The organism is Stenotrophomonas sp. STEN030, from assembly GCF_056759995.1.
Genome location: NZ_JBRREB010000074.1, coordinates 1 through 15,191 on the forward strand (window position 1 = coordinate 1; position 15,191 = coordinate 15,191).

At 54.8% G+C, this 15,191-nt stretch carries 11 protein-coding genes; 6 read left to right on the forward strand and 5 right to left on the reverse strand.

The genetic code is table 11. The annotated features are described in order from the left end of the window. Nucleotides 1-389: 389 nt before the first annotated feature. Nucleotides 390-1,181: a siderophore-interacting protein gene (locus tag ACVOLR_RS18510; RefSeq protein WP_481537736.1), complete on the reverse strand. Its 792-nt coding sequence runs from the start codon at nucleotides 1,179-1,181 to the stop codon at nucleotides 390-392. Nucleotides 1,182-1,282: 101 nt separating this feature from the next. Next, the gene (locus tag ACVOLR_RS18515) at nucleotides 1,283-1,780 is read right to left on the reverse strand and encodes a PadR family transcriptional regulator (protein WP_481512430.1); all 498 of its coding nucleotides are present in this window, start codon (nucleotides 1,778-1,780) and stop codon (nucleotides 1,283-1,285) included. Nucleotides 1,781-2,175: 395 nt separating this feature from the next. On the opposite strand from ACVOLR_RS18515, the gene aceE reads away from it, so the two are divergent. The 6 genes from aceE to ACVOLR_RS18545 all read left to right on the forward strand — a co-directional run bounded on the left by aceE (nucleotide 2,176) and on the right by ACVOLR_RS18545 (nucleotide 11,493). After that, nucleotides 2,176-4,863: a pyruvate dehydrogenase (acetyl-transferring), homodimeric type gene (gene aceE / locus ACVOLR_RS18520; protein WP_481537737.1), complete on the forward strand. Its 2,688-nt coding sequence runs from the start codon at nucleotides 2,176-2,178 to the stop codon at nucleotides 4,861-4,863. 127 nt (nucleotides 4,864-4,990) lie between these two features. Then, nucleotides 4,991-5,722 carry a hypothetical protein gene (locus ACVOLR_RS18525; RefSeq protein ID WP_481537738.1) on the forward strand — a complete coding sequence of 244 codons (732 nt, stop codon included), beginning with the start codon at nucleotides 4,991-4,993 and terminating at the stop codon, nucleotides 5,720-5,722. Then, nucleotides 5,709-7,994 carry a DEAD/DEAH box helicase gene (locus tag ACVOLR_RS18530; RefSeq protein ID WP_481537739.1) on the forward strand — a complete coding sequence of 762 codons (2,286 nt, stop codon included), beginning with the start codon at nucleotides 5,709-5,711 and terminating at the stop codon, nucleotides 7,992-7,994. The genes ACVOLR_RS18525 and ACVOLR_RS18530 overlap by 14 nt, the downstream gene beginning before the upstream one ends. A gap of 55 nt (nucleotides 7,995-8,049) precedes the next feature. Continuing rightward, on the forward strand, nucleotides 8,050-9,924 hold the full coding sequence (locus ACVOLR_RS18535) for a hypothetical protein (RefSeq protein ID WP_481537740.1): 1,875 nt from the start codon (nucleotides 8,050-8,052) through the stop codon (nucleotides 9,922-9,924). Then, a complete protein-coding gene (locus ACVOLR_RS18540) occupies nucleotides 9,921-10,769 on the forward strand; it encodes a hypothetical protein (RefSeq protein ID WP_481537741.1) in 849 nt (282 codons plus the stop codon). The genes ACVOLR_RS18535 and ACVOLR_RS18540 overlap by 4 nt, the downstream gene beginning before the upstream one ends. Further along, nucleotides 10,759-11,493: a DUF6339 family protein gene (locus ACVOLR_RS18545; protein ID WP_481537742.1), complete on the forward strand. Its 735-nt coding sequence runs from the start codon at nucleotides 10,759-10,761 to the stop codon at nucleotides 11,491-11,493. Before ACVOLR_RS18540 ends, ACVOLR_RS18545 begins: the two co-directional genes overlap by 11 nt. Nucleotides 11,494-11,692: 199 nt before the next feature. On the opposite strand, the gene ACVOLR_RS18550 is transcribed toward ACVOLR_RS18545, so the two are convergent. The 3 genes from ACVOLR_RS18550 to dcm all read right to left on the reverse strand — a co-directional run bounded on the left by ACVOLR_RS18550 (nucleotide 11,693) and on the right by dcm (nucleotide 14,734). Then, nucleotides 11,693-13,030: a type II restriction endonuclease gene (locus ACVOLR_RS18550; RefSeq protein WP_481537745.1), complete on the reverse strand. Its 1,338-nt coding sequence runs from the start codon at nucleotides 13,028-13,030 to the stop codon at nucleotides 11,693-11,695. A 121-nt stretch (nucleotides 13,031-13,151) separates the two neighbouring features. Beyond that, on the reverse strand, nucleotides 13,152-13,481 hold the full coding sequence (locus ACVOLR_RS18555) for a very short patch repair endonuclease (protein WP_481537743.1): 330 nt from the start codon (nucleotides 13,479-13,481) through the stop codon (nucleotides 13,152-13,154). A gap of 2 nt (nucleotides 13,482-13,483) precedes the next feature. After that, nucleotides 13,484-14,734: a DNA (cytosine-5-)-methyltransferase gene (gene dcm / locus ACVOLR_RS18560; protein ID WP_481537744.1), complete on the reverse strand. Its 1,251-nt coding sequence runs from the start codon at nucleotides 14,732-14,734 to the stop codon at nucleotides 13,484-13,486. Nucleotides 14,735-15,191: the final 457 nt, after the last annotated feature.

Consider the following 15,191-nt stretch of genomic DNA (forward strand, 5'->3'; position numbering starts at 1 on the left):
CTTTTAACCATGTAGAGCCGAGCCATGCTCGGCTGGAGCCTTACCGGGAAAGCCTCTGCCGAGCATGGCTCGGCACTACAGCTTCGCTCCCTTCCTTTCGCGCAGCGAAGGGGTGGGCCAGGGAGGGGTAGCCTTTGACCATGTAGAGCCGAGCCATGCTCGGCTGGAGCCTTACCGGGAAAGTCTCTGCCGAGCATGGCTCGGCACTACAGCTTCGCCCCCTCTCTTTCGCGCAGCGAAGGGGAGGGCCGGGGAGGGGTAGCTTTCGACCATGTAGAGCCGAGCCATGCTCGGCTGGAGCTTTACCGGGAAGGCCTCTGCCGAGCATGGCTCGGCACTACAGCTTCGCCTCCTCCCTTTCGCGCAGCGAAGGGAGGCGGCAAAAGTAATCACTCCACCTCGTTCGGATCCGCCTTCCAATACCCGGTCGCGCGTATCCATTCCTTGGGGACCTGCAGGTGGCCCTCTACAAACTTGCGCATCATCCGCGCCCGCCGCGACTCAGTGGCAATCCAATAATGCGTATCACCATCCGGCTGCTCGAAATCCACCAGCGCATCCTCCAGCAACGTACTGCTGGCCGCATCAAAACCATTGCGCTCGAACCAAGACACAGTCACCTGCGCTGAACTCTCCAACGGCTGCCGATCACCTTCTTCCGGGATCTCGATGAACACCTCGGCCACCGCACCCTCCGGCAGTTCTTCCAAACGCCGTGCAATCGCCGGCAACGCCGTCTCATCACCAATCAGCACATAGCAGTCGAAGTCATCGGCCACCACATGCGAACCACGCGGGCCGGCAACCACCAACTCGTCGCCAATTTTGGCTTTTGCCGCCCAACTCGTAGCCGGGCCATCACCATGCAGCACGAAATCCAACACCAACTCGCCAGCATCAGCATCGTAAAAGCGCGGGGTGTAATCGCGCGCCGGTGACGGCTGCTTGCCTTCCGGGTAGCGCGGGCCCTGCTCGGTGAGTTCCGGTAATACAAATTCGCCTTCGGCATTGGCGAAGAACAGCTTCACGTGGTCATCCGGGGAGCGGCTGTCAAAACCTTCCAGCGCATCGCCGCCTACAACAACGCGCTGCATGTTCGGGGTCAGGCGTTCCGTGTGCACTACCTGCAGCTGGCGGAAACGCGGGGTCATGCGGATCAATTGGGTTTCATGCTGTGACATGGGGGTACCTGGGGTCAGTGTCGGCAAGGCCGGGGTGCCCTGGCTGGATCGGTCTGGCTGGATCGCTCTGGCTGGGTCGTAATGAATAACGGTGGTGCGAATCAGTTTTCCTGCGACTGCTGCTGTACCAGCGCGGTCGCCTCTGCAATCAGGCCGGCGATGCGCGCGACATCGGCGTCCTGCCAATCGCCTTTGCGCAACATCAACGAATGGGTGAACTGGTGCATGGCATCGCGCAGCGGCGCCGGCAGGCTTTCCCTGGCGATGACGCGCGAGTTGTGGCGTGCACGCATACGCGCGGTTTCCACGTCCTCGGCACGCAGCTTGAGCTGGGACTGGCCCAGGCTGGTGATGTGGTAGCGCTTGCGCCCGCCGTCTTCCTCGGCGCTTACCCAGCGCTGCTTCTCGAAGTCGGCCAGCAGCGGATACACCGAGCCGGCGCTGGGCGTGTAGACGCGTACGAACATCTCGCTGATCTGCTGGATCAGCTCATAGCCATGACGCGGCTGCTCGCCGATCAGCGACAGCAGCAGCAGGCGCAGATCGCCACGGCCCAAGGGGCGCGGGGTGGGGGAGCGGCGGGGTTCTGGGCTGGGCATTGGAGTTTTCGATATATCGAATTTGCGCAAAACGATATATCGAAAACTCCTCCGGCGCAAATGGCGTGGTCTCCCATGGGACGGTGCAGACCAGCAGAGCTTGCATTTCCCGTTGATTGCTGCAGTGCAGCATGGCCCACCTGTCACCGCCCTGACCTCAGCCGATGGCAACTTCGCCCGGTATTTAGCGCCATTAAGCGCATGCACGAGGGTGTGGAACCTGTCCTTGGCTGTCCTTGCCGGTGCATGAGAGCTGTCGCCATTTGTCTTGCAGACACTGGCTCTTGGTACTCCATACGCATGCGTAGCCAGCTTGGAAAGGTACCGGGTGCGCTAAACTCTACGGCTCAAAATAACGAAAACCGCGCGCGTGCGTGCAGTAACTGGGAGCGCTAATGAACTGGTTGAACGAGATGCTTGATAACGACACGAATCCCCTGGAAACCCAGGAGTGGATCGAGTCGTTGAAGGCCGTTATCGATGTCGAGGGCCCCGAGCGCGCACATCAGTTGCTGGAAGGCATGGTTGAACTCACCCGTCGTTCGGGTGCGTTCCTGCCGTTCTCTCCCACCACCGAATACGTCAACACCATCGAGCCGCAGCTGGAAGCCAAGAGCCCCGGTAATGCGGAACTGGAATGGCGCATTCGTTCCATCATCCGTTGGAACGCGATGGCCACCGTCGTGCGCGCCAACCGCAAGCCGGGCGACCTGGGTGGCCACATTGCCTCGTTCGCCTCGGGCGCCACGCTCTATGACGTGGGCTTCAACCACTTCTGGCGCGCGCCCAGCGACAACCACCCGGGCGACCTGCTGTTCATCCAGGGCCACAGCGCCCCGGGCATCTATGCGCGTTCCTATCTGGAAGGCCGCATCAGCGAGCAGCAGCTGGACAAGTTCCGCATGGAAGTGGACGGCGGCGGTCTGTCGTCGTACCCGCACCCGTGGCTGATGCCGGATTACTGGCAGACCCCGACCGTGTCGATGGGCCTGGGCCCGCTGGCTGCCATCTACCAGGCGCAGTTCCTGCGTTACCTGGAAAACCGCGGCCTGATCGAGAAGAGCGACCGCAAGGTGTGGTGCTTCATCGGCGACGGCGAGTCGGACGAGCCGGAAACCCTGGGCGCTATCGCCCTGGCCGGCCGCGAAGGCCTGGACAACCTGATCTTCGTCGTCAACTGCAACCTGCAGCGCCTTGATGGCCCGGTGCGCGGCAACGGCAAGATCATCCAGGAGCTGGAAGGCGTGTTCCGTGGCGGCGGCTGGAACGTGATCAAGCTGCTGTGGGGCGGTTACTGGGATGCCCTGCTGGCCAAGGACACCAATGGCGTCCTGAAGAAGCTGATGATGGAAACCGTCGACGGCGAATACCAGAACTGCAAGGCCTTCGGCGGCGCGTATACGCGCGAGCATTTCTTCGGCAAGTACCCGGAAACCGCAGCGATGGTTGCCGGTCTGTCCGACGACGACATCTGGCGCCTGAACCGTGGCGGCCACGACCCGCACAAGGTGTACGCCGCCTACCACCAGGCCGTGAACACCAAGGGCATGCCGACCGTGATCCTGGCCAAGACGGTCAAGGGCTACGGCATGGGCAGCGCTGGCGAAGCGCTCAACCCCACCCACCAGACCAAGAAGCTGGACGACGAATCGGTCCGCCATTTCCGCGACCGCTTCAACATCCCGGTCACCGACGAGCAGCTCAAGGACGGCCAGGTGCCGTTCTACCACCCGGGCCCGGATTCGCCGGAAGTGAAGTACCTGCAGGAGCGCCGCGCTTCGATGGGTGGCTACCTGCCGCAGCGTCGCCAGAAGGCCGACAAGTCCTTCATCGCACCGAAGCTGGAAACCTACGAGCGCCTGCTCAAGGAATCCGGCGAGCGCACCTATTCCACCACCATGGCCTTCGTGCAGACGCTGAACATCAGCCTGCGTGACAAGGAGCTGGGCCCGCGCCTGGTGCCGATCGTTGCCGACGAAGCGCGCACCTTCGGTATGGAAGGCCTGTTCCGCCAGATCGGCATCTACGCCCCGTACGGCCAGAAGTACAAGCCGGTCGACGCCGACCAGCTCATGTACTACCGCGAAGACCAGAGCGGCCAGGTGCTGCAGCAGGGCATCAGCGAGCCGGGTGCCATGTCCTCGTGGATGGCGGCCGGTACCAGCTACTCGGTCAGCAACGTGCCGATGCTGCCGTTCTACATCTACTACTCGATGTTCGGCTTCCAGCGCATTGGCGACATCGCCTGGCAGGCAGCGGACATGCGTACCCGCGGCTTCCTGCTCGGCGGCACCGCCGGCCGTACCACGCTCAACGGCGAAGGCCTGCAGCACGAAGATGGCTTCAGCCACATCGTTGCTGGCGGCATCCCGAACGTGCGCAGCTACGACCCGACCTTCGGTTTCGAAGTAACCGTCATCCTCCAGCACGGCACCAAGGCCATGATGGAAGACCAGATCGACGAGTACTACTACATCACCCTGATGAACGAAAACTACGCCCACCCGGCCATGCCGGCAGGCGCAGCCGAAGGCATCATCAAGGGCATGTACCTGCTCACCGACGCCGGCAAGCCGAAGAAGGGCGAGCTGCGCGTGCAGCTGCTGGGTAGCGGCACCATCCTGCGCGAAGCCATTGCAGCGGCCGAACTGCTGGACAAGGATTTCGGCGTCACCGCCGACATCTGGAGCTGCCCGAGCTTCAACGAACTGCGTCGCGATGGTTTCGACGCCGAGCGCTGGAACCGCCTGCACCCGGAAGCCGAACCGCGCAAGCCGTACGTCACCGAGCTGCTGGAAGGCCGCCAGGGCCCGGTCATCGCCGCAACCGACTACGTGCGCGCCTACACCGACCAGATCCGCGCCTTCGTGCCGGCCACCTACTCGATCCTGGGCACCGATGGCTTCGGTCGTTCGGATACGCGTGCGAACCTGCGTCGCTTCTTTGAGGTTGACCGTTATTACATCGCGCATGCGGCCATTGCGGCGCTTGCCAAGGATGGGAAGATGACGGCTAAGGATGTTGCCCGGGCGATCAAGCAGTATGGGATTGATCCGGAGAAGGCTAATCCTGTTGGGGTTTGATTGATCGATTAGTTGACATGAAAAAGGAGTGGCCTCTGCGCCGCTCCTTTTTTTTACCAAGTTGACGGCTTTTACGTCTCGTATAAACTCTAGAGCTCGACCAACGTTGATATGGAAGGGGACTAGGATGTCTGCTCCGGGGGAAATGCTCTCTGATCCCACGTGGGGGTGTGAGTATTGGGAGGTGTCGGGTCTCGGAGACAGTAACCTTCGAGTTTGTCAGGTAAACGTCGCCAACATCGAAGCTTTGGCGGCATCCATCGTAAGCACCGTGATTGATAATTCGTGGATGGCTGATCTCGATAGTTTGACGCGGAAAGGATACGAGGCGGCTGTCTCGTTGACGGCTCCGTTACTTGTCGCATTGGTTAATGACGTGGCGAGCTCTGGTTCGTTAACAGAAGACTTCGGCGAGATAATGGTATCGGTAGGCTCCTCGAGAGCCCTGTCGACAATCTACGGCCACGTATCACTTCCTATTTCAGAGCTGTGGAAGCCTAAGAAAAGAAATAACGAAGGGTTTGACTTTCATACGGTTTGTCCGATGGAGCTTGTGAATTTCGGTGAGGCGAAATACTCCGGATATTCGAGTCCCCATGGGATGGCCATAAGTCAAATTTGCGGATTTCTGAAAAACAAAAAGCATCTGATGGATGTCCACTATTTGGGTACGCTCTGCTCACCAGCATCAATGAGTCGGCTTGACCTTGATGAGTTCGGAATTATTGCCGCATTCTCTCTGAATGGAATCAATCCTGGGGTGATTCTGAGTAATGCTGCTAAGGCGGCGAAAAAGCTGGCCACATCCCATGAGGTAGAACAAGTACTACTGGTTGGGGTGACGCATGTTGCTAAATAGTATCCGAGCCATCCATGCTGACGTTAATCCGAAAGCAAAGCTGGAAGAGATTATCGACTATGTTCACCAGAATGGCCCGAGCTCCAATGAGCTTCTGCAGCAGCTCAGTCTGTATAAGGAATTTAGTCCGGCTAGCTTTGCTGAGGGAGAGGAATACCTTATATCTGCGATGGGGCTGTTCTACAAGATTGGGAATGCCGAGTCCATCTATTCTCTGATCATGAAGTCTGTTGGAAGTGCCAACACCACGGCTTCAGGGGACATACTTACGCCTGTTCAGACGAGTGTGCGCAATGCCATCAGCGCCAATCAGTATGTATCGATTTCAGCGCCTACGAGTGCGGGAAAATCATACGCAATTCGAGACTATTTAATCGAGACGAAAGGGGATGCAGTCATTGTTGTGCCATCAAGGGCCCTGATTGCGGAGTACGTATCTTCGCTGAGAGTGCAATTTGAGGCTCAGCGCGATGTGATGATCATGCCTTTCGTTGACAGAATATTCACCGATCGCGTCCGTCGGAGGGTATTTATATTGACGCCCGAGCGCGCAAGAGAGATCGCGTCGTTAAATACGGAGTTGGATGTAAATCTGTTCTTCTTTGATGAAGCGCATGTCTCAGAGGAGGAGGGGCGAGGCGTTGTTTTTGATATTCTAGTTCGCAGGGTTATGAAGAAGTTCCCGGCTGCAAAATTAGTATTCGCGCATCCGTTCGTAGAGAACCCATCCGCGCAGTTAGACAAGCATGGAATTTCATTCGACTCATCCTATTCTAGGGCCTATAGCCAAGGTGCTGTAGGGAAAGTGTTTGTGTATCGGCATAAGAATGGCGGAGACTATTATTTTTCGCCATTCGAACATAAAGGTCATCTGCAAAAAAGCTCGGTGAAGTTCAATGGAGATTTTGCTGAATTTGCGCTTGATCCGAAGAAAACTTTACTTGTCTATGTCTCGAAGGCCTCAATTTACAATGGCACATTTCTTGATGCGTTTCGGGTAACTATCAGGAGATTCAAGCCACTAGAAGAGCCGAAGGCTTGGGCAATCATAGAGGAGATAAAGCGACTGATTGGTGCGGATGGCAGCGGTCAACGCTCGGCCATGGTGGAGCTGATGAGGGTGGGGGTGGTGATTCATCATGGTTCAGTTCCTTTGGAAGTAAGATTTTTAATCGAAAAGTTCATTAGGATGAAGTACGCCAGGATATGTTTTGCCACGAGCACTCTCGCTCAAGGAATAAACATGCCCTTCGACGTCGTCTGGCTCGAAAATATGCGACTTTTCGACACGTCGTCCGAAAGAAGATCATTGTCTTTCAAAAATCTTATAGGACGTGCGGGCCGGCTAACCCGTGAGAAGAAATTTGACTATGGCTATGTCTACACGAAGAATCCAGCGCTGCTAAGCGAGCGACTCCTCGATAGCTATGAGTTATCTCCGATATCGGTGCTAGATGCGAAGGAGGGGGAAGTTTCCTCGGATGACTGGGAGATCGTCCAGGCGGTGAGGGAGGAGACGTATGACGACGAGATGCACATTCCTGAAAGCAGGAAGTCGAGACTTGAATCTGATCGCGCGCTCGATGCGATGGCGAGCATACTTGAAACTGTTTATCCCAGCGGAGTGGTTGGCCTTGAGCATCTGCGTGGCGTCGCTGGGCGACTTGCACGAGAAGGCCTTAGAGTAGATCTCAAGACCATATATGAAATATATCTCGGTCGCGCACTGAAGGCGGGAGAGGCTGCAGTTTTTCATGAGGCTATATCTGTACTCTCTCAGACATTTGCGGGGCGATCTTTTAAAGAGATTGCCGGCACAAGATTTGCCAGGATTGGTCGCCGTGATGACCGTGAGCGAGCTGATGCTCAGTTCTCGCAAATGGCGGCTGTGTTGCCAAATGCGGAGATGGAGAGGTCTTTTCCTGTATACCAAGGGCCCAAAGACAAGCTTTCCTACGACGCAATTGTGTTCGATACATATGACTATCTAGATAAAGTAATATCATTCTGTCTCGCAGATACGTTCTCCGCCGCGGCAAGAATATTTTATGTGAAAAGGTGCGATCATCGTGCTCTTAAACTGATCGAGATGCTGAGGTATGGAACCAACGATCAGTTCTCAATCTTGCTGCTGCGATACGGCTTTCAACCTGAAATGGTGGAGGAGCTCAAACTGGTGGTGGAGAAAATTGATGAGGCCGGGATTGTTTTCAAGCCAGAAGCGCAACGTGCTCGTCAGGAAATTCGCGACGCGATTGATTGGTATGTCTAATTAATAAATAAATATTTTTCGACTCGGTTGAGGGTAGTTTTAGGGGGTGGGGCTAATGATTGAATTTCTTAAGAATCAAGCAAGGAAAGTGGAAGGTTTAGGCTATTCTGGTTTAGAGACCTTCAAGGGAGATCCTTACGCAAGCTGCGTTCGGGAGACTGGTCAGAACAGCATGGACGCCCGCGTGGGTGGCGGTTCGGTCAAGATCAATATTCGTCTTCATGACATCAGTAGGGATGAAATTCCCTTTGCTGACGAGCTGGCTGAGGTAGTTGACGCCTGTCTCTGTGAAAACATGGACGAACGTACGAAACAGCACTTTGAGTCGGCTAGGAAAATAGTTTCTGAGGATTTTTGGAAGGTGCTGGAGATAGCGGATAGTAATACAACTGGACTGACCGGCCCGTTGGATGACATGCATTCTGTGTTCAACGTACTGGTCAAGGGTGATGGTGTAACAAACAAGCTCGACCCCACTTCTGCTGGTTCGTACGGAATTGGGAAAAATGCTGCAGTCGCGGTCTCATCGCTCCAGTGTGTTATCTACTCGACAGCGGCCGATGACGACGGAAGGCAGATGTTTGCAGCGCAAGGAAGAGTGCGCGTCATATCACATAAACGCGGTAATGTCTTCTATGGTGCGGAGGGATTCTGGGGGGCTGGGAATTTCAGCGCGATATCCGAACCGCTTGAAGTTCCAAGCTGGATGCGGAGAACGGTTGTAGGCACCTCGATCTTCTCTGTTGGCTTTAGGCAGGAGAGTGGATGGGAGGATCGAATCAAGCTTGCGGTTATTTGTAACTTCGTGAGTGCGATTGACGCAGGTGCGGTTGAGTTCAATGTGAATGGTACGCAGATCAGCAAATCCACACTTGATTCCCTGCTGCTCTCGCCGCAGCTAGAGACCTCAGCGATTTTCTTCGACTTGAGGCCTCAGCTATTGATAGCCCGCAAGTTGCTGGAGAATCTACGATCGGATATTTCGGTTGAGCGGCGTATCGACGACGCATATCTCGGCTCATTCGTTCTTCGAGTCCTTCCCAAACAAGGCATGCCGAAATCGGTGCATGTGATAAGAAATGGGATTTACATAACGAGCAACTTTAAGAAGTTCGCACAGCCAATGGCCAGCTTCAATGGGACGTCTGACTTTATTGCGATTCTTTCGCCTGCCCCAGACAAGGGGGGCGATATAGCTAGCCGAATCCTGAAGTCACTCGAAAATCCTGCGCATGATGCATTCGAGCCGGAGCGCATAGTCGAGGAGGCAAAGCGCGACCAAATCCGACTTGCAATAAAACGCGTGGTGGAGAAGATTCGGGGGCTACTGAAGGAAATTGCCAAAGTTGACCAAAGCGGGACGCTGCAACTTGACGATCTTTCGGAAGTGTTGGCTCGCAGTGCAGGTTTTGGCTCTTCGCAAGCCAGTCTGTCGGAAGAATCCGACCCTCTGAAACTGAAGTACTCAAATGCGAGGAAATCCAGTAGCAGAGCGCCGCAACTGGGTACCGGAACCGATGGTGGTGCCGTTCAGAAGGGAGGAGAGGGCCGCGCGAAGGTGGGGGGGCGTCAATCGAACAAGCAACGGGGCCCTGGTTTGGGTAGCCGGGGTGCAGTCGCGCTTGATGATGTCGTCTTTACCATGGACACGAAGCGGGGGCCGCGTGCTAGGCGGCTTCATTTCACAAGCTTGTCAGGAGGACCTGCACTGATCTTGCTCCACGTTTCAGGCTTGTATGGGTTGGAGCCGTTGCCGGTGATTTCCACTTCGCATGGACGAATTGCCAACGGTGCAATCATAATTGACCTTAGCGAAGGTGAACGTCTGTCGATAGATGTTGATATCGATGAGCCCTATGTTGGGGGGATCGAGGTTCAAGCCTTCCCATTTTCCGGTGATCGTCGAGTTCATGGGGTGGGGGCGCAGTGAAGATATCCGATAGCATCAAATTTCAGCATCCCGTGCTGGCGCCGTGGTTGCATGACATGGTCGACTATAGATTTGAGGTTAACCTTGGAACTTTCGAGAATAAGTTAACCAATAGTCTATCTATTGATTGTCAGGTAATAATGGATCATCCTGATATTATTGGCTTTATTGAGTCTGGTGTCGCTAAGTTCGGTATCCTTGTTCGGTGTACGGATACGGGGTATCGAAAGGTTATTAATCTTGGATTCCCGCGCGGGATTCATGAGTTCGCACCCGGTGCGCTACTCGGGCGCGTTCAGATTAGGCCAATGATATGGCTATCTTCCGATATCTCGGGATATTCACCTAGTGGTAGACGGAATGAGTTTGAGAGCCCTGTTGCGCTGAATTCCGGTGACATTTTGGCTCTCGAAGAAGAGTTTCATGTGGACGTATCTCGGCCACCGCTACCGTCAGTGGAGTCTCTATTTGAGCTCAGAGTGGCGTCTCACGTTGAGGACGGTTTGTTTGACATTGACCTGAATTCCGACAAAGTCATAATCGACGTCTCTGAAACGACATTTCGCGTAATTCAGGCTGTAAGAAGTGGAGTTGCCGCTGGTGTTGGAAGTATCCAAAACTTGCTGTACTCCCAGATTATTATGCATCTGCTTCATGAGGCAGATCGACGCAAATTTGAACTAATGGGGTACAGGTGGTGCATCGCGCTCCAAGCTACTGTCGAATCGTTAGGTCGCGAAATAGAGGGAGAGTGCAAAATGTCCTTGGCACAGCTGATTATGAATAAGCCGTTACTTGCTCTTGATCTCAGAGAAAGTGCCGAGGGTGGCTGTGATGGATATTAAAATGGTATCCATGGCAATAGTTGATTCGTTGACATCAAGTGTGCAATCGAATATGGCTCTCTACCGAGGGGGTGGATTCGCAGTTGAAAGTTCAGAAATCGGTTGGAATATTGATGTCCCTAGTGTTTTCTGGAATGACGACATTCCCATGCTTCTTTCGGCCGAGGATAACGAGACTTCGGAGATCGAAAACTCCTACATAGTTTACTCTGCTCTCGGTGGTATGACTCCCGCTATAGCAAGAGATGAAAGAATTTGGATCCGTTTGTGCCACGTAGAATTTTTTGAATATGCTCAGAACAGGTGGATGACCTCAACAGGTCTCAGCGAAGGGGCTGTGTCGAAGCATTTCTTTGCTCCAGGGGTTGTTGGTAGTCGCGATAACAACTCTATCGGTAGGCTCTGGTGGAACGGGCATATAGCCTCTATTGCTTTCCCTTCAGATATTCGAAGAGGATTGTCTGTACTGCTCCGGAGAGCAAATATTAGGAAGCAGGTAATCGACCGTGCCGATAGCGCATTCAGATCTGCGTTGATTGGTCCGCTTTTGAGAGAAGTTGAGGGGAGCACTTGGATAAACGAGAACGACAAGGCGATCGCTACGTTCATGAAGTATGTAAACAGGCGATTTGGAGGAGTTGTTCTTGAAGATGTGCCAGAGGGCGCTATCCGAGATGTCCTTCGGAAATGTCTTGAGGACGCTGAGCTTGCGAATGAGCGGTAAACGGCTCTTTCTTACGCCAAGGGTACAGATCGACGAGGTTTGCGATCTTGCGGTTTGGATCGCATGACTTAGCGAGGAGCAGATTTTTGAGAAATGTGTGCTGAGGGGCTTTGTCGCTGTCCCCTTGGCGCTTGCACATCAGGAAAGAATATCTGGATAGTTAAACATTCAGTGCAAGCGATCGAAGTTGTGCGAAAGCTTAGGACGGTAGAATTAGTGCCGGACGCTTGCGTGCGAGTTCTTCATCAAAGAATTCTCTGAAGGAAATTACATTTGCGTTGTGATAGTAGAAAGACTCATTGGTTCTCTTCTTCAACGACTCAGGCACCACGAGTGTAATCTCTGCCTTTTGCAGATCCGCTAGCGCCTCCTTTGAAACACGGTCATCCACTGTTGCGAGGAAAATCGCACAGTTGAAACGCTCGTGGGTGATCTGCTTCCAGCGTTCGCGCAGGGTTGTCTTGGCCGAGAGAATGGCCGCGTCTTCATATCGCCGATTCATGTTCTTGGCGACTGTCACTTGGTCAGGTAAAACGAAGTCGGGGCGGCGCTGTCCAAGAATTGCCTGCGCTTCAAATCTGACTCCGCCAGCCTTCAACATGGCTGCGAGATGCGCCTCAAATGACTTGCCCGCGCGACTCTTCCTCTGTTGGCTGGCTGAGAGAAATATCGAGTTCATGGATGGAAAACCGCGCACAGCTGCGGTCGCAGTGCGGTCATGCTCAGTTAGAACCCTTGCGATCTCGACTGCTCTCATGCGTAGTTCATGCTTGCGGTAAATGGAGTACTCGATGTCCCTGCTCACGCGCATGAGGGCATCCCCCGGATTTTTGATCTCCCATGGATTGAACGCCTTTGACCTCACCGATTTAAGGAAATGTGCGCGTGCCTCACTAGCAAGTACGTTCGGATTGGGCAGTTTTGAATACTTGGCGGTAAGTGCGTCGATGGAGCCGGTCCGAAGCGCGGAGTCGATTTCGCTGATCAGCTCGGCCGCGTCTTCTGCTTCGATGGACGAGGCTCGCTTGAATTTGGAAGGGCTGAGAATGTCGAAATGGAAGGTGGCCTGGACATCGAGGCGACTTTCAAGGATCTCCGCTTCCGCAGACGCTGAGTCGATCACTATGAACCAGTGATGTGCAGTCCCTTCCGGCTCTACTAGAGTGCCGCCCAGCAGCCATGATGCAGGATTTAGTTCAGCAAACAGCTCCGCGGGGATCCTCGTGAAATGGCATTCGGAACCCTTGTTGCTGTAGTACTTGATCCCGGAATCGCTTCTTAGCTCGCCTGTTTGAGGCCAGAAGGATGGGCAATCTGCTTCCAGAATATGAGGAATGTCGTCCCGAGCATGTAGCTCCGGGAAGAAATCGGACTCACGTATGGCACGGGGCACATAGAAGCCGTACTGATGGCTGCCGCCTTCATTCGCCCATGAGGCATCATTGCGCGAGAGTTTCTTCAGAAATAGCCTGTCGCTGCGACTGACAAACGACTCGATCACAGACCATAGGTCTGAGCTCCTCTCCAGAAAATCCATGTCCACGTTGACTCTCCCTCACTGGGCGGCTTGTCGTAGTATTTCGGCCAAAACGTTCTAAAAATGAAGAGTGCTCACTGGCGGACTTTCCTCGCAGAGAGCACTCCCAAACGGACAACACTCACCATCCTTCGGCTTCAAGCTGCGCGGTAATGCGCTGGTCCCGGGCTTTGTTCTTGCCGATCTTATCTGCCCAAAACTCCGGGCGGCTCTTCGGCAGTCTGTAGAGCAGGCAATTATGCCCATGCCAGAAGCAGCCATGCACGAACAGGACGGTTCCGTGCTTCGGCAACACTATGTCCGACTTTCCTGGCAGCTTTGCACCACCCAAACGATATCTCAGGCCCCGGGGATGCAGGCCCTTGCGTACAAGGATCTCCAGCTTGGTATTCAAGCCGCAGATCCGCGACATCTGTGCGGACCGCTGCGCGGGGGTAAGGTTGTCAACCAAGGTCAGGCCTTGGCCTTCTTCTTCGCAGGCTTTGCCGGCGAAGAAGAAGATTTCTGCAGAAGATGCGGAATCATGATTCGTGCAACTTCGCTGATCACCGGAACCACCACCGAGTTGCCGAACTGTTTGTATGCACGGGTATCGGATACCGGGATGCGGAAATTGTCATCGAAGCCCATGAGGCGCGCGCATTCGCGCGGCGTCAGGCGTCGGGGGTTTTTCTTCGATCCCTGTGAGATCAGGATCTCCGAGCCGTCCTTGTAGTACCGGGCAGACAACGTGCGGCAGGTTGTTTCGGGGGTCACTAGGCCGAAGCCGAAGCCGTTGCCCTTGTCTCTATGCTTCGCTGCATAGTTCTGCAGGTATTCCCAGAGTTTGTCGGACAGCGTGTATTTTTCTAGGATCTTGCCCTTGGGACCACTGATGTAAGGAGCATCAGCGGGCTCGGAGCCATCCTGGCTGTGCATCACCGAACCCATCTTGGGAGCGACGCCGAAGTCAGGTAGGTCCAGATCTTCCCAGGTGAATGGCACTTCCTCGCGGAAGCCGACGATGATGATGCGCTCACGATGCTGCGGACCGAAGTGCTTGCCGTTGATCACCCTGTAATGGACATGATAACCAAGCTCGTTCTGCAACACATCGATGATGGTCGAGAAAGTGCGGCCCTTGTCGTGGCTCATCAGGTTCTTGACGTTCTCCAACAAGAACGCGCGGGGCTTCTTCTCGGCAATGATGCGAGCTACATCGAAGAAGAGAGTGCCTTGCGTCTTGTCTGAGAAGCCGTGGGGACGGCCCAGTGCGTTCTTCTTTGAAACACCTGCAATGGAGAATGGCTGGCAGGGGAAACCCGCGAGCAGCACGTCGTGGTCAGGTACGTCGCTCTCGTGAACTTTTGTGATGTCGGAGGCGAACACATGGCCTTCCCCATCGTGGAAGTTGGCACGATAGGTCTTTACCGCGTAAGGGTCCCATTCGCTGGTGAACACGCAGCGCCCGCCCTGCTTTTCGAAGGCGGTACGGATGCCGCCAATGCCGGCGAACAGGTCGATGAAGCGGAATTTCCCTTCGCCTGCTGGCGGCTCGCCGAAAGGCAGGAGGCGCTGACGGATTGCTTCGGCGACATAGGGCTTGGGTTCGGTTTCGCGGGTCTGCCAGCGGCGGACAGTCTTCGGATCGACTCCCAGTGCCTGGGCGACCTCCTTCGGGCTGAAGCGTTGGAGGGAAAGGTCGATCAATTGGTACGTATTCATGAAGGCTCCGGGAACAACGGGGACAGTATGTCCAATTTCTTCCCGTGGGAAAAGAAATAAATCAGGCAAGCTCATCGGAGTCTGTAAGGCTTGTTGAGCTCCCTCCTCGAGAGGCTGACTTTGTGCCTTGCCTGTCGCAGGACCTGAGACAGGTGGCCTGCCGTGAAGCGAAGTCGGTGAAACGAGTGCAACGCTGTATCCGGCATTCGTGAGGGTGCAGATCAGTCATCAGTCATCAGGTATCTGATCACTGTTCTCCTGGAAGTCTTCCTCTTCTGCATCGTTCAATGCAGAAGGCCGAAGCCATGCAGCCGCACCGCGCGCTGTCGTTACCAACTGCCAGCTTCAAAACCGGGGTCAGAGTGAACTGCCCCGGATTCCATGGATAAGGTAGTCAGGGGACACTCCTGACCTGTTGATATTGCTGCTCGATCTGTAAAGGCGTGGTGTAGCCGAG

Excerpts from the sequence above, each read along its gene's own strand:
- ACVOLR_RS18510 (WP_481537736.1), bottom strand. The coding sequence starts at position 1,181 with ATGTCACAGCATGAAACCCAATTGATCCGCATGACCCCGCGTTTCCGC.
- ACVOLR_RS18515 (WP_481512430.1), bottom strand. The coding sequence starts at position 1,780 with ATGCCCAGCCCAGAACCCCGCCGCTCCCCCACCCCGCGCCCCTTGGGC.
- aceE (WP_481537737.1), top strand. The coding sequence starts at position 2,176 with ATGAACTGGTTGAACGAGATGCTTGATAACGACACGAATCCCCTGGAA.
- ACVOLR_RS18525 (WP_481537738.1), top strand. The coding sequence starts at position 4,991 with ATGTCTGCTCCGGGGGAAATGCTCTCTGATCCCACGTGGGGGTGTGAG.
- ACVOLR_RS18530 (WP_481537739.1), top strand. The coding sequence starts at position 5,709 with ATGTTGCTAAATAGTATCCGAGCCATCCATGCTGACGTTAATCCGAAA.
- ACVOLR_RS18535 (WP_481537740.1), top strand. The coding sequence starts at position 8,050 with ATGATTGAATTTCTTAAGAATCAAGCAAGGAAAGTGGAAGGTTTAGGC.
- ACVOLR_RS18545 (WP_481537742.1), top strand. The coding sequence starts at position 10,759 with ATGGATATTAAAATGGTATCCATGGCAATAGTTGATTCGTTGACATCA.
- ACVOLR_RS18550 (WP_481537745.1), bottom strand. The coding sequence starts at position 13,030 with ATGGATTTTCTGGAGAGGAGCTCAGACCTATGGTCTGTGATCGAGTCG.
- dcm (WP_481537744.1), bottom strand. The coding sequence starts at position 14,734 with ATGAATACGTACCAATTGATCGACCTTTCCCTCCAACGCTTCAGCCCG.